Origin of the sequence: Lentzea sp. HUAS TT2, from assembly GCF_051853195.1 — a bacterium.
In the GTDB taxonomy this organism is placed as follows: domain Bacteria; phylum Actinomycetota; class Actinomycetes; order Mycobacteriales; family Pseudonocardiaceae; genus Lentzea.
The window spans coordinates 6,825,291-6,841,730 of sequence record NZ_CP196667.1 but is presented as its reverse complement, the minus strand read 5'-3'; the positions used below and the strand labels follow the sequence as shown (position 1 = coordinate 6,841,730).

The following is a 16,440-nucleotide window of genomic DNA, read 5'->3' as shown; positions in this document are numbered from 1 at the left end:
TGCGCGAATGCCGTTGGGAGACATCGACGAGATCGCCGAGGACACCGGTTTCTCCGGCGTGGTCCAGATCGACCGCGCCGGGGAGATCGAGTTCGCGAAGGCCTACGGGCTCGCCAACCGCGCGTACGGCGTGCCCAACACCGTGGACACCAGGTTCGGCATCGCCAGCGGCGGCAAGGGTTTCACCGCGCTGACCGTGCTCTCCCTGATCCGCCAAGGCGCACTGTCGCTCGACACCACCGCACGGTCGTTGCTCGGCGACGACCTCCCGCTGATCGCCGACGACGTCACGGTCGAGCACCTGCTCACGCACACGTCCGGCATCGGCGACTACCTCGACGAGGAGGGCGACTGGCAGGTCGACGACTACGTGATGGGCGCGGTGCACACGCTGACCACCACGGAGGCGTTCCTGCCGTTGCTGGACGGGATTCCCACGAAGTTCAAGGCCGGCGAGCGGTTCGGCTACTGCAACGGCGGCTACGTGGTCCTCGCGCTGCTGGCCGAACGAGCGAGCGGGCAGGGCTACCACGACCTCGTCCGCGAGCGCGTGCTCCGGCCGGCGGACATGACCAGGACCGACTTCCTGCGCTCCGACGAGCTCCCCGCAGACGCCGCCGTGGGTTATCTCGAAGGCCTCGACCGCTCCAACGTCTTCCACCTGCCCGTGCTCGCGACCGGGGACGGCGGCATCCACACCACCGCGGGCGACATGTCGAAGTTCTGGCGCGCGCTGTTCGCCGGCGACGACGCCGAGGTGGTCACGAGGCCGCGCCACGACGTGCCGGAGGAGTCGCTGCGCTACGGCCTCGGGTTCTGGCTGCACGAGACCAGCGACACCGTGATCCTCGCCGGGTACGACGCCGGGGAGTCGTTCAAGTCCACTCACGACCCTCACACCGGCACGACCATCACGGTGCTGTCGAACACCTCCGCCGGTGTCTGGCCGATCGCCCGCGCGCTCACGTAAGCAGCCACTGTTCTGAACGGGTGACTGATGCGAACATGTGTTCGTGAGCACCCCGATCCTGCACGCCGACCTCGACGCGTTCTACGCGTCGGTCGAGCAGCGGGACGACCCGAGCCTGCGCGGCCGCCCGGTGATCGTGGGCGGCGGAGTGGTGCTGGCCGCGAGCTACGAAGCCAAGGCGTTCGGCGTGCGCACGGCGATGGGCGGCACGAAGGCCCGTCGCCTCTGTCCGGACGCGATCGTCGTGCCGCCGCGGATGTCGGCCTACTCGGCGGCGAGCAAGGCCGTGTTCGAGGTGTTCCGCGGCACGACGCCGCTGGTCGAGGGCGTGTCGATCGACGAGGCGTTCCTCGACGTCGGCGGTCTGCACCGGATCGCGGGTCCGCCGGAGGTGATCGCCGCACGACTGCGGGCGGACGTGCTGGCGCAGGTCGGCCTGCCGATCACGGTCGGGGTGGCGCGGACGAAGTTCCTGGCCAAGGTCGCGAGCGGGGTGGCGAAACCGGACGGGCTGCTGGTCGTGCCCGCCGACCACGAGCTGGAGTTCCTGCACCCGCTGCCGGTCGAACGGCTGTGGGGCGTGGGTGAGGTGACCGCGGCCAGGCTGCACGACCTGGGGCTGCGGACAGTCGGCGAGGTAGCCGCTCTAGGGGAGATCGCGCTCGTCTCCATGATCGGCCGGGCGGCGGGCAGGCACCTGTACGCGTTGGCGCACAACCACGATCCTCGTCCGGTCCACACTGGACGGCGCCGAAGTTCGATCGGTTCGCAGCGCGCGTTGGGGCGCCGGGAACGCACCCGTGACGACCTGGACGCCATCCTCGCGTCGTTGCTCGACGGCATCTCCCGGCGGCTGCGCACGGCTCATCGCGCGTGCCGGACCGTGGTGCTGCGCCTGCGGTTCGCCGACTTCACGAGGGCGACGCGTTCGCACACGTTGCGACATCCGACGACGGAGACCGAGGTGCTGCTGGCGTCGGCGAGGGAGCTGCTCGGCACGGCGATGCCGCTGATCGAGAGCCGGGGCATCACGTTGCTGGGCGTGTCCCTCACCAACCTGCAGAACGACGCGCCGATGCAGATGACGCTGCCGTTCGAGGAGCAGAAGCCGGGGGCTTTGGACGCCGCGCTGGACGACGTGCGGGACCGCTTCGGGTCCCGATCGGTGACGCGGGCGGCCCTGCTGGGCCGAGATCCGGGCATCTCGGTGCCGCTGCTGCCGGACTGACGCCGTGGAGTGAGCAGGCGCGGCCAGCTCACTCCACAGTGGACCTGCCGGGGCAGGTCAGACGAGGCGCACGGAGCGGGCCTGCGGGCCCTTCTGGCCCTCGCCGATCTCGAACTCCACGGCCTGGTTCTCGGGAATGCCGTGGAAGCTGTAGTCCTGCACCTCTGACTGGTGCACGAACAGGTCCGGCCCGCCGCCCTCAGGCGCGATGAAGCCGAAACCCTTGCTGCCGTTGAACCACTTGACGGTTCCTCGATTCACCTGCGTGCCCCTTTATGCGTGAAGTGCGGTGGAGGCCGGCAGGTTCGCCAGGCCGAGCATGGACAGCAGTTCACGGCAGTCGCCGACGTCGAGGGAGTGTTCCGCCACTCGTTTGGCGGCCTGACGCTGGTGGAGGATCCCGGTGTTCTCTGCGTTCAGCCGCGCCTGCTCGAAGTCCTGAGCCGCGTGCCGCTTGCCGAACCGGGAAGAAGGTGAAGGCTGGAATTCCGGCTGCAAGCCGGTGCTCCTGTCTCCGGCCGGAAACGCCGGACCGGACGGGGACCGGGGACCGCAGCGGCTGGTTGCCGTCAGCTGGTGCCCCGACCGGTCCCACAGTAGCCCAATGACCTGGGGCGAGCACCACGCGCACCGCGTACTGTCGATCCATGCCAGCTGACCAAGGCGGACCGGTGCTCGCCCCCACGCTGTCCGAATGGCTCAAAGCACGCGAGGAGACCGCCCGCCACCTGGCCGCAAGCACCTCGCGAACGGTCGACGAGGAGTGGGTGCAACGGCTCGCCGACCTGCTCGCCACCGAGAGGTCCTGGCAGGACCAGTACACCGAACTGGTCGCGCTCGGCAGCTCCGACGGCCGGTTCCCCACCTCGAACCGCTGACGTCAGATCAGGTGGATCGGCACGACGCCGACTCGGGCAACGGGATCACCGATGTCCTCCACGTCTCCCAGCCGATGTCGGTGACGACAAGGGCAGCGCCTCGGTGACGAACACCGGCACCGGCACGGGGAAGCAGGCGACGCCGCCACCGACTTCCGGCCGCCCCTGCACCTCTGTCCCGGCGACCAAAAGACCGGTTCGTCAAGTTCTTGCGTGATCCTGTTCACATCTTGCACTCTGGAGTCGAATCGCCGACAAAGGAGTTCGCGATGTCCCTGTCACGCCGCACACTGCTCAGCACCGCCATGGCCGTACCCGCGCTGGGGCTCCTGCCGGCCCCCGCGCGGGCGGCCAGTCCTCCCGGCGACGTCGTCGGCAAGATCACCGTCGGGTACCAGGGCTGGTTCGCCTGCCGGGGGGACAACTCCCCCATCGACGGCTGGTGGCACTGGAACGACAACTGGAGCCAGCCGCCCGCGCCACCCACCAGCTCGATCGTCGCGTGGCCCGACGTCCGCGACTACACGCGCACCTACCAGACCGCGTTCGCCAACCTCGGTGACGGACGCCCCGCCACGCTGTTCTCCAACTACGACCGGCAGACCGTCGACGTCCACTTCCAGTGGATGCGCGACAACAACATCGACACGGCCGCGTTGCAGCGCTTCAACCCGACCGGCGGCGAGGGCCCGATCCGCGACGCCGTGACCGCGCACGTCCGGCCCGCCGCCGAGGCGACCGGGCGGAAGTTCTACATCATGTACGACGTCACGAACTGGACGAACATGCAGTCGGAGATCAAGACCGACTGGCTGAACAAGATGTCCGCGTACACGTCGTCGTCGGCCTACGCCCGGCAGAACGGCAAGCCCGTCGTCTGCATCTGGGGTTTCGGGTTCAACGACCCGGGCCGTCCTTTCGGGCCGGAGGCGTGCCAGGACGTCGTCAACTGGTTCAAGGCGCGCGGCTGTTACGTGATCGGCGGTGTTCCAACGCACTGGCGGCTGGAGATCGAGGACTCGCGGCAGGGTTTCGGAGGCGTCTACCGCAGCTTCGACATGATCTCGCCGTGGATGGTCGGCCGGATCGGCACACCGGCGGACACGGATCGCTTCTACACCAACGTGAACAGCCCCGACCAGGCCGAGTGCAACGCGCGCGGGATCGACTACCAGCCGTGCGTGCTGCCGGGCGATGTCGGCTCGCGGCAACGGCTGCACGGCGACTTCATGTGGCGGCAGTTCTACAACATGGTCAGGCTTGGCGCACAAGGCATCTACATCTCGATGTTCGACGAGTTCAACGAGGGCAACCAGATCTGCAAGACCGCGGAGACGCCGGCCGACGTGCCCGTGGGGTCCGGTTATCTCGCGCTGGACGAGGACGGCACGCGTTGCTCGGCCGACTACTACATGAGGCTGACCGGCGACGGCGGCCGGATGCTCAAGGGCCAGATCGCCCTGACCGCGATCCGGCCGACCCAGCCGTGGGTCGGCGGACCGCCCACGCCGGACGTCGACCTGGCCGCCGGACGGCCGACGACCCAGAGCTCGCAGACTCAAGCCTACGGCAGCGGGTTCGCCGTCGACGCCGATCCGCACTCCTACTGGGAGAGCGCGAACAACGCCTTCCCGCAGTGGGTCCAGGTCGACCTCGGGGCCGCCCACGCCGTGCGTCGCGCGGTGCTCACGCTCCCACCGAACCCGGCGTGGGGACGGCGGACCCAGACCGTGACGATCGAGGGCAGCGCGAACGGCCAGTCGTTCAGCCCGCTCGCGCAGCCGGCCGGATACGTCTTCGACCCCGCGACCGGCAACTCGGCCATGGCCACCCTGCCAGGGACGCAGGTCAGGTACGTGCGGATCACGTTCACCGGCAACACGGGCTGGCCGGCGGGCCAGCTGTCGGGGCTGACGCTCTACACCTGATGGACTCTTGAAAACTGAAACGTGTTCTAGTTACGCTACCCGCATGATCGCCACAGTGGTGTGGGGCACCGGAAACGTAGGCCGAGCCGCGATTCGCGCCGTCGAGGCCCATCCGGGACTGAAGCTGACTGCCGTGATCGTCCACAACCCGGAGAAAGAAGGCCGGGACGCGGGCGATCTCGCCGGGCTGGACCACGAACTCGGGGTCGCGGCCACCACCGACATCGACGCGGTGCTGGCCGCGAGTCCGCGCGCGGTCGTGTACGCCGCGTCGGGCGACATCCGCCCCGACGACGCGCTCGCCGACATCACGAAGGCGATCAGGGCGGGCGCCGTCGTCGTCACGCCCTCGCTCTACGCGCTCTACGACCACCGCAGCGCGCCGCCGGAGTTGCGAGAACCGGTTCTAGCCGCCATCGCGGAGGGCGGCGGCTCGCTGTTCGTCTCCGGCGTCGACCCCGGCTGGGGCAACGACGTGCTGCCGTTGATGGTCAGCGGGCTCGGCAGCCAGATCGACGCCGTGCGCTGCCAGGAGATCTTCGACTACTCGACCTACGACCAGCCAGACGCGGTGCGCTGGCTGATCGGGTTCGGACAGCCGCTCGACTACCAGGCACCGATGATCATGGCGACGGTGCCCACCATGATCTGGGGCGGGCAGATCCGGTTGATGGCGCGGGCACTGGGCGCCGAGATCGAGGAGATCCGCGAGACCGTCGACCGGCGCGCGCTGGACGAGACGGTGACGACGCGCACCATGGGCGAGTTCGAGAAGGGCACGCAGGGCGCGATCCGGTTCGAGGTGCAGGGAATCGTCAACGGCGAACCGCTGATCGTCATCGAACACGTGACGCGCATCCACAACTCGTGCGCGACGGACTGGCCGATGCCGCCGTCGGGCGACGGCGCGCACAAGGTGATCATCGAGGGCCGGCCGCGGATCGAGGTGTCGGTCGAGGCCGTGGACGAGGGTGAGAACCGGTCCGCCGGCGGCAACGCCACGGCGGTCGGCCGCATCGTCAACGCCATCGACTGGCTGGCGGCTGCGGAGCCCGGCCTCTACGACGCGCTCGACGTCCCGTTGCGTCCCGTCGCGGGCAAGCTCGGAAGGAGCAAGCCGTGAACATCGACATCCCCGAGGGCAAGGACCCCATCGGGTACGTGTGGGGCGAGCTGGTGCCGGGCATCGGGATCTCCGCCGCGAACCTCTCGCTGGCCGTGTACCAGCACACCACGCTGGGGCTGCGCGAGTTCGAGGCGGCGCGGCTGCGGATCGCGCAGATCAACGGCTGCATGTTCTGCCTCGACTGGCGGACCGAACGCGACGGCGTGAAGGTCGAGGACGACTTCATCGACGCGGTGACCCAGTGGCGCACCACCGACGCCTTCGACGACCGGGCGAGGCTGGCCGCGGAGTACGCCGAGCGGTACGCACTGGATCACCACGGTCTCGACGACGAGTTCTGGACCCGCATGACCGCGCACTACAGTCAGGTGGAGATCGTGGAGCTCACGATGAGCATCGGGGCCTGGCTCGTCTTCGGCAGGTTGAACCGGGTGTTCGGCCTCGACGCCATGTGCGTGCTGCCGAAGTTCTGAACAGTCCACACGCGACAGCTCAGAGATCGGTCGCGATGATCTTCTCGATGTTCCTCTCGGCCAGCGCCGTGATCGTGACGAACGGGTTCACCACGGTGCTGCCGGGAATCAGCGACCCGTCCATGACGTAGAGACCGGGATATCCGTGCAGGCGCCCGTAGTTGTCGGTGGCCTTGTTCAGGATCGCGCCGCCGAGCGGGTGATAGGTCAGGTGGTCGCCCCAGATCTTGTAGACGCCGAAGAGGTCGGTCCGGTAGATCGTCCCCTCCTTTGAGTTGATCTTGTCGAAGATGGTCTTCGCGGCGTTGATCGAGACGCTCTTCCACGCGGTCTGCCAGTTCAGGTCGACCTTGCCCGCGGCGGCGTTCCAGGTGAACTGCGCGCGGTTCGGGGTCTTCGTGATCGACAGGTAGAACGACGCGTAGGTCTCGATCCCGGTCGGCAGTGGTGCCACCTCGGCGAACGCGCCACCGGCAGCCCAGTTGTCGATGCCCAGGGTCGGGATGGACGACTGCAGCGCGCCGGTCGGGTCCCACAGGTGGTTCGCCCGGCCGCACATGACGTTGCCGTTGTCGCCCCAGCCCTTGCCGACCTCCCCGTTCAGGTTCGGCAGCGCACCCGTGGCCTTGAGCTTGACCAGGAGCTTGCTCGTCCCGACGCTGCCCGCCGCGAAGAACACCTTCGCCGCGGTCACCTCCTTGACCGCGATCGGGTCGCCGTTGGTGTTCAGCTGCTCGATGGTGACCTTGTAGCCACCCGTCGCGGGCACGACGTCGACCACCCGGTGCAGCGGCGAGATGGTGACGCGCCCGGTCGCCCTGACCTTGGAGAGATAGGTCTTCTGCAACGACTTCTTGCCGTAGTTGTTGCCGTAGAGGATCTCCCCCACCAACGCCGACTTCGGGACCGTGCCCGCCGCCTCCTGCTCCATGTAGTTCCAGTCGTACACGGTGGGCACGAACACGTACGGGAAGTTCGACCGCTGGGCGTGCTTCCGGCCGACCCGCGCGTACTGGTAGGCGTCGGTCGTGTCGAACCAGGCGGCCCTGATCATGTTCACGCCGAGCTCGGCGTTGGCCCGCGGGTAGTAGGTGTTGTACATCTCGTCGGGATTCACCGTCGGCAGCACGTCGCCGAAGTTCTCGCGTTTCGGCGTGACGGCCATGCCGCCGTTGACGAGCGAGCCGCCACCGACGCCGCGTCCCTGGTAGACGGTGATGCCGGCGAACTCCTCCGCGTCGAGAACGCCGGTGTAGCGCGGGATCGCCTTGTCGATCGGGAAGCCCAGGAAGTTGCTCAGCGGCTGCTTCGTCTTGGTGCGCAGCCAGAAGGACCGCTGATCCGGGGTCGTGGTGTTGGCGAAGATCTTCCCGTCCGTGCCGGGGGTGTCCCACGCCATGCCCATCTCGACCATGTGGACGTCGACACCGGCCTGGGCGAGCCGCAGGGCCGCCACACTCCCGCCGTAGCCGGTGCCGATCACCAGGGCGGGTATGACGGCCGCGTCCGCGATCGACGCCGCCGCCCGTGCCACCGGAGTGACGCCTCCGAGGGCGACAGCTCCAAGAATAGAACCTGTTCCAGCTATGAACGAACGTCGTGAAGGACCCTCGAAACCGTTGTCACACGTCATTGTGTGGGTCATGTGATCTTCCTCACTGTGGGCGCATGAGAACAAGTTATACCGGCGGTTGTAGATCAAGTCACTACCTGGTAGTCCCGGTTCGCCCAGGTGCGCGCCGCAGGTGAGCGTCTTGACCACGAGATTCACGGGTCACTCCCACAACCCGTACGGCCCAGTACGACCACACGATCCGGGAATGTTCGGACACGCATGGTCGCCCGACAATCGAGCGATGCCCTCGGTATCTGATGGTGGTGAGGACGCGAGAGCGAGCGTCCTGGTGGTGGGAGCGGGAGTGTCCGGCCTGACCGCGGCACGGGCGTTGCGCGAGCTGGGCCATCCCGTGACCGTGTTGGAGGCCCGCGACCGGGTCGGCGGCCGGATCTGGACCGACGAGCACGGGGTCGACCTGGGCGCGCACTGGATCCACGGCACGGACGGCAACCCGATCACCGAGCTGGTCGAGGACCTGGGCATCCCGTACAGCTACGTGGGCGGGGACAGCGCCTACACCGGAGGGTTCGACAGCCTCGACCTGTTCGGGGCCGACCGGCGGGCGATCAGCCACCGCCACAAGAGCCGCACCCTCGAACTGGCCGACGAGGTCCTGCACGAACTGGAGCGCCGCGCGGCCGTGGCGCGCAAGGCCGACCACCCGGACGTCCCGCTGGGCGAGGCGATGGCGCAGGTCCTCGCCGAACGCCGGCTGTCCCCAGAGGACGAACAGGCCGTGCGGTACCACCTCAACGTGATCCTGCGCGAGGACGCGGCGGAGGATCCCGGCAAGCTCTCCTTGAAGCACTGGGAAGAGGGCTATCTCGTCTACGGCTACGGCGACAGCACGTTGCACCAGGGCTATCAGTCCGTTGTGGACGCTCTGGCCGAAGGCCTCGACGTCCGGCTGGGCCACGTGGTCACGCGCGTCGAGGAAGGACGCGTGACCACGGAGCAGGGAGTGTTCGAGGCGGACAAGGTGCTCGTCACGTTGCCGCTCGGGGTGTTGAAGGCCGGTGTCGTCGAGTTCTCCCCGCCCCTGCCGGAACCCAAGCTGGCCGCGATCGCCCGGCTCGGCTTCGGCACGCTCAACAAGATCGCGCTGCACTACGACGAACCGTTCTGGCCCACCGACCAGTACGTGTTCGGTTACCTGTGCCGGGACACCGATCGCTACCCCACCGTCGTGATCAGCATGTGGAAGTCGCACGGCAAGCCGATCCTGGTGATGCTGCTCGGCGCCTCACTCGGCCGCGAGATGGAGACCTGGTCCCAAGACACCGTCTCGGCGTACGCCACCGAGGTCGTCCAGGACCTCTTCGGCGAGGACGCTCCCGCTCCCGCCAGCGTCTCGCGCACCACGTGGTCCGCCGATCCGTACGCGCTGGGTTCCTACACGTGCATCGGCGTCGGCTCTTCGTCCAAGGACATCGCGACGCTCGCCGAACCGGTCGGCGACAGGCTGTTCTTCGCCGGCGAGGGCACGAACCCCTACCACTGGGGCTGTGTGCACAGCGCCTACGAGTCCGGCCGTCGCGAGGCCGCGCGGATCAGCGGCGAACAGGACCTCTACACCCCGCCCAGCGCCGGGAAGTCCCGCGCCCAGTCGCGCAACACCGACCGGATGCTGCGGTTCGTGCGGATGCGGATGAACCACATCACCGCGGCCGAGCTCACCGAACGCGTGGCGTGCCTGCGCGAGAGCGTCGATCCCCACGGCGTGCGGCTGTTCGCCGCGCTGGCGGACTCCGAGCTGGAGACGCTCGCGTCGATGTTCGACGAGATCCCCTACACGGCAGGCGAGACGCTCTTCCACGAGGACGACGAGGCGCACGGCGTGTTCCTGGTGGCGTCCGGGCAGGTCGAGATCGACTTCGGCGGCATCTACGAACGGTCGGTGCTCGGCCGCGGCGGACTGCTCGGCCACTACGACATGTTCTTCAACGCCCGCACCACGTCCGTGACGGCGGTGACCGACGACGTCGTGGTGTTCTACCTCGACCACTACCGCTATCAGAGCTTCCTGTACGCGTTCCCCGACGTGATGATGCTGATGCTCTCGGACCTCGTGACGAGGTGGGAGCAGCTGGAGACCGTGCTCGGTGCCGCGACCCTGCCGAAATTGAATGGATCGACACCGGCCGGGGCCGCTACCTTCCTGCCTGACTGAGTCGTCGAGGCTGGGACGTGCCGTTGTACACCGTGTGAGACCTCCCCAAGCACTTGGTTTCTGTTGCGCGACGCGTTCTTGAGCGCCGCGCTCCTCTTGCTGCGGTCTTCTCACCGATCGGTGTCCTGCTGTGCTCATCACCTGGGCTGTCGTGCCCACCTGTCTTCCGCTCGTCCGCCGCCGTTGTCACGTGTGCTCCGCCGACCGCTTCCGGGCGAGCGGCAAGTTCCGCGTCAACGCCAACCACAAGGTCCTCGACGCCTGGCTCCTCGTCCTCTGCACGGGATGCGGGGACACGGCCAAGCTCACGATCTTCGAACGGGCCCACGTCCGCACCGTCCGGCCGGCGCTGCTGGACCGGCTGCACGCCAACGACCCGGCGCTCGTCCCCGAGCTGCTGCAGGATCCCGTTCTGCAGCACCGCAACCGCGTCTCGCTCGACTGGGACGGCGCCTGGCGGCTCGACACCGGCGGGTCGGGTCACCTGGACCAGGAGGTGATCGACGTGGCGGTGCGGTTCGCGGCACGGATCCCGCTTCGGCCGGTGCGGCTGATCGCGGACGCGTGCGGGCTGTCACGCGCCGAGGTCGAACGACTGATCGGGGAGGGGAAGGTCGTGTCGGCGATCCGGCTGAACGGCAAGGTCTCCGGCGACTTCACCTTCACGCTCAAGCGCTGAGCGCTCCCGTCAGTGCGGCCAGTACGGCGGCCACGCCCGGAGGATCGGGCGGGTCGCCGTACGTGGCCGCGTGGATCTCGCGGTGGAAGCCCTTCAGCTCGGTGGCGTGGACGTCCGGCCGCCGATGGGCCTGCAGTCCCAGCCCTGGCAGGATCGCGACACCTGCCCCGGCCGCGACGAGGGCCTGGACGACCACCATGTCGTCACTGTGCGAGGAGACGCGGGGTGCGAAGTCCTCGCTGCGGCACAGGTTCTCCAGCTCCTCCTGGCACGCGTCGCAGCCGCCGATCCACGCGGAGCTCCGGTGGTTCGCGAGGCTGTCGTCCGGCTGCCTGCTGATCAGGTGGATCGGGTCGTCACCGAGGTGGACGAACCGGAAGCCCTCCTCGACCGGGGTGCCGGCGTGCCGGAACACCACGGCGACGTCGATCTCGCCGTGCCGCAGCATCCGCAACGCCTCGACCGGGTGCCGTTCGAACAGGCTCAGCTCCAGGCCGGGATGCTTCTCCGCCAGTGCCGCGGCCACCCTCGGGACGATCGTGGCGGCGGCGGACGCGTTGGCGGCGAGCCGGACCCGTCCCGCCCGCAGACCGGCCTGGGCGGCGAGCTCGGTCGTGGCGGCGTCGACCCGGCCCACGATCTCGGCCGCACGGGCGGCCAGCAGCTGCCCCTCCGGTGTCAGGCGGATCCCGCGCCCTGCCCGTTGCAGGAGCTGCACACCCGTGGCCGCCTCCAGCCTCGACAGGTGATGGCTCACCGACGGCTGGGAGTAGTGCAGCTGTCTGGCGGCCTCGGTCACCGAGCCGCACCGGGCCACCGCCGCCAGCACCTCGAGGTGCACCAGGCTCAGCATCCATCAAGGTTATCAATGAGAACGGCGTCCTTTTGGCATTGGACGTCATGGATCGGCCGGTCCAGGCTGGGGTTCATGACCAAGGTGACGTGTGATCTCTCGATCTCCCTCGACGGGTACTCGGCCGGGCACGGCCAGACCGAGGAGCGGCCGTTCGGGGACGACGGCGGCGACGGCTGGGGCAGCGAGCTCCACGCGTGGTTCGAGGACCCCGCCGAGCAGAGGTGGCAGCTGGACCGTCTGGCCGAGACGAAGGCGTTCATCATGGGGCGCAACATGTTCGGCCCGGTCCGCGGACCCTGGGACCGCGCGTGGAACGGCTGGTGGGGCGACAACCCGCCCTACCACGCGCCGGTCTACGTGCTCACCCACCACCCGCGCGAGCCGCAGCCGATGGAGGGCGGTACGACGTTCCACTTCGTGACCGAGGGCATCGCAGCGGCGTTCGAGCTCGCCCGCGAGGCGGCGGGGGACGGCAACATCTCCATCCACGGCGGCGCCTCCACCGTCAACCAGTACCTGACGGCGGGCCTGGTGGACGAGCTGCGGCTGCGGATCGTGCCGATCACGCTCGGGGCAGGCACGCGGCTGTTCGACGGCGTTCCCGGACTGAACCTGGAGCAGGTCGACTCCCGCGCGGGCACCGGCTTCACGCATCTGACGTATCGGGTCGTGCGCTGATTGGCGTCTTGATCGCTCCACAAGGTCACGCCAAGGTGAGGAAGGTTCAGGTACCTGAACACCTCGGAAGCCGACGGCGTCAGACGAGGAGCACGAATGCGGAAACGCACGACGATCGTCCCTCTGCTAGCCCTGCTGAGCCTGGCCCTGCCCGCCCCCGCGACCGCCCAGCCGAACGGCACGGTCATCTCCGGGCAGGCCAGGTTCCAGATCCTCTCCCCCACCCTCATCCGGTCCGAGTTCGCCGGGAACAACGCCTTTGAGAACCAGGCCACTTACAACGTTGTAAACCGCACGTTCCCCAGCACGGCCTACACCTCACGGGTCGCCGACGGCTGGCTGACCATCACCACCTCGGCGCTGACCCTGCGCTACCGCGTGGGCTCCGGGCCGTTCCGCGCGGACAACCTCGAACTGAAGACGGCCGGCACGACCGCGTCCCCGTGGCGGCGGGTGGTCTGTGCGACCGGGCAGCTGTGCGAGGCCGAGGACACGCAGCGCGAGGGCCTGCTGGTGGCGTCGGACCACGCCGGCAGCACCGGTGCCGGCTTCGCCGCCGGGTTCTCGTACAAGAACACCGGGATCACGGCGACCGTGCGCGCCTCGAGTGCGGGCAGGCACCGGGTCGTCGTGAAGTACGCGAACGGGCAGGGCGGCGACGGCAAGTACGAGAGCCGCACTCTCGGGCTCTCGGTCGACGGGCAGGCGCCGCGGCAGATCACCCTCCCCAGGACGGCGAACTGGGACTCCTGGCAGCAGGTCTCCACCGACGTCGACCTGGCCGCGGGTGAGCACCGCATCTCGCTGACGCGCGGTGCCGCCGACTCGGGCAACGTCAACGTCGACAGCCTGGCCCTGCTCACCGGCGACCAGGCCTATCCCAGCGCGAGGGCGGTGGACGACTGCCGGTTCGGCACGAGCTGCGAGGCCGAGAACGGCGTGCTGGGCGGCGCGGCCAAGATCGCCGCCGAGCACGCGGGGTTCGCGGGCACGGGGTTCGTCGCCGAGCTCGTCGGCGGCACGCGGCTGAGCCAGCGCGTCACCAGCGTGCCGGCGGCGGGCACGTACCCGGTGACGGTGCGCTACGCCAACGGTGTCGGCGGCGACGGCAAGCACGAACCGCGGACCGTCCTGCTCAACGGGCAGGCGATCACCCTGCCCACGACGGCGAACTGGGCCACGTGGGGTACGGCGACGGCGCAGGTCTCGTTGCCCGCGGGCAGTTCCGACCTCACCGTGACGTGCCCGGACACCGGCTGCCACGTCAACCTGGACACCCTCGGGATCTCCACGTCCTCGCAGCACCTGGCGCTGGGCGGCTACCGGCGTTCGCTCGACGGCTACACCGGCAACAACGGTGATCCCCAGCTGACCCCGGGTCTGATGTACCGCGACGGCTGGTACCTGCTGGACGACACGACTTCCGCTCTGCGCAACGGAACCCCGCGCGCGGACCGGGGCGCGCAGCCGTACCAGGACGGTTACGTGTTCGGCTACGGCCAGAACTACAAGGCCGCGCTCGGTGATCTCACCGCGTTGACCGGCGGGCCGAAGCTGTTGCCGCGCTGGGCTTACGGCGTCTGGTACTCCGAGTACATCGACCGGACCGCCGCCGACTTCCGCGACCGCATCCTGCCGGCGTTCCGCCAGCACGGTGTGCCGCTGGACGTCCTGGTGGTCGACACCGACTTCAAGGCGGGCAACACCTGGAACGGCTGGCAGATGGACCGGGCGAAGTTCCCCGACCCGCAGGGCTTCCTCGACTGGGCGCACGGCGAGGGCCTGCACAGCACGCTGAACATCCACCCGAGCATCCAGGGCAGCGACCCGGACTTCGCGCGGGCGCAGGCGACCGCGAAGGGCAAGCTGGCCAAGGGTTCCTGCGCGGACTGCTACATGTTCGACTGGGGCGACCCCGACCAGCTGCGGGCCTACCTGGAGCTGCACCAGAAGATGCCGACCGACTTCTGGTGGCTCGACTGGTGCTGTGACGGCTCGGGTTCGTCGGTGCGCGGGGTCACGCCGGACACGTGGATCAACGAGCAGTACTCGAAGATCGGCTCGTTCGCGTTCTCGCGCGGGTTCGGCTCGTTGCAGGCGGGCGGGTACAGCGGCTCGGGACCGTTGCCGACGGGGCCGTGGGCGGAGAAGCGCACCACCCTGCACTTCACCGGCGACACGTCGTCGACGTGGGGCACGCTGAAGGCGACGATCGGCTACACCTCGGCCGAGGGCGTGGCGACCGGCATGTCGAACATCAGCCACGACATCGGCGGCCACAACGACACCACCGGGCTGCGCGGATCGGAGCAGTACCTGGACAACGGCCAGGTCCGCTACACCACCAAGATGCCGGACGACATGTACGCGCGGTGGGTGCAGCTGGGCGCGTTCCAGCCCATCACCCGGCTGCACAGCAACCACAGCGACCGGTTGCCGTGGCAGTACGGCCCGGCCGCGCAGGCGTCGGCGACGAAGTTCCTGAACCTGCGGGAGCGGCTCGTCCCGTACATCTACTCGGTGGCGGAGCAGGCTCAGCGAACGGGTGTGCCGCTGGTGCGTCCGGCCTATCTGGACTACCCGGGCAGCCCGGAGGCGTACTCCACAGTGGACAGCCAGTTCCTGCTCGGGCCGGACCTGCTGGTCGCGCCGATCACCACGCCCGGCGACGTGGGCGAGACGCGGGTCTGGTTCCCGCCCGGCCAGTGGACCGACTACTTCACCGGAAAGGTCTACCAGGGCAACACCTGGGCGACGGTCAGCGCGGGCTGGGACACCATGCCGGTGTTCCTGCGCGCGGGCGGCATGCTGGTCGAACGCAGTGCCGACGTGGCGAACGACGTCCAGAACAAGACCGGCCCGCTGACCGTGCACGTGACGGCCGGCGCCAAGGGCGAGTTCACGCTCTACGAGGACGGCGGGCGCACCCGGATCATCCAGCACGGCGACACGATCGTGCTGCTGTCCGGCAAGGTGACCAAGCGGGACTGGAAGTTCGTCGTGCACAAGGCGGACGGGACCAGCCACGTCGTGCAGGCGCGCAACTCGCCCGCGGTGGTCAGTCTTCGGGCACCCAGGTGAGCAGCCTGACCTTCGCGACGGTGCGCACGTGCTTGCGCATCGCCGCGGCGGCCTTCTTCGCGTCCCCCGCGGCGATGGCCTCGTAGATCGCAGTGTGCTGCGCCAGTGACCGGGACGGGCGCCCCGGCTGGCGCAGCGACTCGGTGCGGCTCTCGGTGATCTGCTCGGCGATGGTCTTCATGAACTCGGCGAGCAGCGAGCTGTGGGCGGCGGCGGTGACGGCGGCGTGGAAGCGGCGATCCCCTTCCACGCCGTTGTCGCCCGCGGCGATCTCGTCGCGCATGAAGTCCAGTGCGGCGCGGATGGTCTCCAGCTCGGCGTCGGTGCGGCGTTCGGCGGCGAGCTCGGCGAGCTTGGTCTCCAGGGCCTCGCGGGCCTCCAGCACCTCGGGGAGGCGCTTGCGGCGTTCGACGAGCCGCTCGACCGGTTCGACGTCGAGGGTGTCGCGGACCAGGTAGGTGCCGCCGCCGTGCCGGGCCTCGACCAGGCCCTGGACCTCCAGCACCACGATCGCCTGCTTGATCGACGCGCGGCTCACGCCGAGGCTCGCCGCGAGGTCGCGTTCGGCGGGCAGCTTGTCCCCCGCGCTCAGGCCTGCCTCGACCACGTGCGCGCGCAGGCGTTCGAGCACCTGCTCGTACAGGCGGGACTTGACCATGGGCCGCAGTGCCTCGGACATCGTCCCAGGATAACCGGTCAAGTGGCTCAGCCACTAGGCCACCTCTTGACAGCTGCTGGACAGTGGGCGGAAAGTG

The 16,440-nt window shown here is 68.9% G+C and carries 15 protein-coding genes; 10 read left to right on the top strand and 5 right to left on the bottom strand.

Annotation, left to right across the window (positions count from 1 at the left end; translation table 11 throughout):
- The first annotated feature begins 7 nt into the window (after positions 1 to 7).
- Positions 8 to 970 (top strand): serine hydrolase domain-containing protein, encoded by a 963-nt coding sequence (locus tag ACSHWB_RS32985; protein WP_439657188.1) that lies wholly within the window; start codon positions 8 to 10, stop codon positions 968 to 970.
- A gap of 37 nt (positions 971 to 1,007) precedes the next feature.
- Complete coding sequence (dinB, locus tag ACSHWB_RS32980; protein ID WP_439657187.1) at positions 1,008 to 2,198, top strand: DNA polymerase IV; 1,191 nt, start codon at positions 1,008 to 1,010, stop codon at positions 2,196 to 2,198.
- 57 nt (positions 2,199 to 2,255) lie between these two features.
- Here the strand turns inward: dinB and ACSHWB_RS32975 are convergent, their stop codons facing one another.
- Positions 2,256 to 2,459: a cold-shock protein gene (locus ACSHWB_RS32975; RefSeq protein ID WP_439657186.1), complete on the bottom strand. Its 204-nt coding sequence runs from the start codon at positions 2,457 to 2,459 to the stop codon at positions 2,256 to 2,258.
- 12 nt (positions 2,460 to 2,471) lie between these two features.
- Positions 2,472 to 2,696, bottom strand: coding sequence for a hypothetical protein (locus ACSHWB_RS32970; RefSeq protein ID WP_439657185.1), 225 nt, complete (start codon positions 2,694 to 2,696; stop codon positions 2,472 to 2,474).
- A gap of 149 nt (positions 2,697 to 2,845) precedes the next feature.
- On the opposite strand from ACSHWB_RS32970, the gene ACSHWB_RS32965 reads away from it, so the two are divergent.
- From ACSHWB_RS32965 to ACSHWB_RS32950, 4 genes are all read left to right on the top strand, one after another.
- Entirely contained in the window at positions 2,846 to 3,076 is a 231-nt protein-coding gene (locus tag ACSHWB_RS32965) for a hypothetical protein (RefSeq protein ID WP_439657184.1), read from the top strand.
- A gap of 269 nt (positions 3,077 to 3,345) precedes the next feature.
- A complete protein-coding gene (locus tag ACSHWB_RS32960) occupies positions 3,346 to 5,004 on the top strand; it encodes a discoidin domain-containing protein (protein WP_439657183.1) in 1,659 nt (552 codons plus the stop codon).
- A gap of 43 nt (positions 5,005 to 5,047) precedes the next feature.
- A complete protein-coding gene (locus tag ACSHWB_RS32955; protein ID WP_439657182.1) occupies positions 5,048 to 6,127 on the top strand; it encodes an NAD(P)H-dependent amine dehydrogenase family protein in 1,080 nt (359 codons plus the stop codon).
- The gene (locus ACSHWB_RS32950) at positions 6,124 to 6,603 is read left to right on the top strand and encodes a carboxymuconolactone decarboxylase family protein (RefSeq protein WP_439657181.1); all 480 of its coding nucleotides are present in this window, start codon (positions 6,124 to 6,126) and stop codon (positions 6,601 to 6,603) included. The genes ACSHWB_RS32955 and ACSHWB_RS32950 overlap by 4 nt, the downstream gene beginning before the upstream one ends.
- A 19-nt stretch (positions 6,604 to 6,622) precedes the next feature.
- On the opposite strand, the gene ACSHWB_RS32945 is transcribed toward ACSHWB_RS32950, so the two are convergent.
- Positions 6,623 to 8,236, bottom strand: a complete 1,614-nt coding sequence (locus ACSHWB_RS32945; protein ID WP_439664714.1) for a GMC oxidoreductase — start codon at positions 8,234 to 8,236, stop codon at positions 6,623 to 6,625.
- A gap of 223 nt (positions 8,237 to 8,459) precedes the next feature.
- Between ACSHWB_RS32945 and ACSHWB_RS32940 the strand changes: the two genes are divergently transcribed.
- On the top strand, positions 8,460 to 10,391 hold the full coding sequence (locus tag ACSHWB_RS32940; protein WP_439657180.1) for an FAD-dependent oxidoreductase: 1,932 nt from the start codon (positions 8,460 to 8,462) through the stop codon (positions 10,389 to 10,391).
- Between the two features lie 130 nt (positions 10,392 to 10,521).
- Positions 10,522 to 11,070, top strand: coding sequence for a DUF1062 domain-containing protein (locus tag ACSHWB_RS32935; protein WP_439657179.1), 549 nt, complete (start codon positions 10,522 to 10,524; stop codon positions 11,068 to 11,070).
- On the opposite strand, the gene ACSHWB_RS32930 is transcribed toward ACSHWB_RS32935, so the two are convergent.
- Positions 11,060 to 11,923 carry a LysR family transcriptional regulator gene (locus ACSHWB_RS32930; RefSeq protein WP_439657178.1) on the bottom strand — a complete coding sequence of 288 codons (864 nt, stop codon included), beginning with the start codon at positions 11,921 to 11,923 and terminating at the stop codon, positions 11,060 to 11,062. The genes ACSHWB_RS32935 and ACSHWB_RS32930 overlap by 11 nt on opposite strands.
- A 75-nt stretch (positions 11,924 to 11,998) precedes the next feature.
- Between ACSHWB_RS32930 and ACSHWB_RS32925 the strand changes: the two genes are divergently transcribed.
- On the top strand, positions 11,999 to 12,604 hold the full coding sequence (locus tag ACSHWB_RS32925; protein WP_439657177.1) for a dihydrofolate reductase family protein: 606 nt from the start codon (positions 11,999 to 12,001) through the stop codon (positions 12,602 to 12,604).
- Positions 12,605 to 12,700: 96 nt separating this feature from the next.
- The gene (locus tag ACSHWB_RS32920; protein ID WP_439657176.1) at positions 12,701 to 15,685 is read left to right on the top strand and encodes a TIM-barrel domain-containing protein; all 2,985 of its coding nucleotides are present in this window, start codon (positions 12,701 to 12,703) and stop codon (positions 15,683 to 15,685) included.
- Here ACSHWB_RS32920 and ACSHWB_RS32915 read toward each other — a convergent pair.
- Positions 15,663 to 16,364: a FadR/GntR family transcriptional regulator gene (locus tag ACSHWB_RS32915; RefSeq protein ID WP_439657175.1), complete on the bottom strand. Its 702-nt coding sequence runs from the start codon at positions 16,362 to 16,364 to the stop codon at positions 15,663 to 15,665. The genes ACSHWB_RS32920 and ACSHWB_RS32915 overlap by 23 nt on opposite strands.
- Positions 16,365 to 16,440 lie beyond the last annotated feature (76 nt).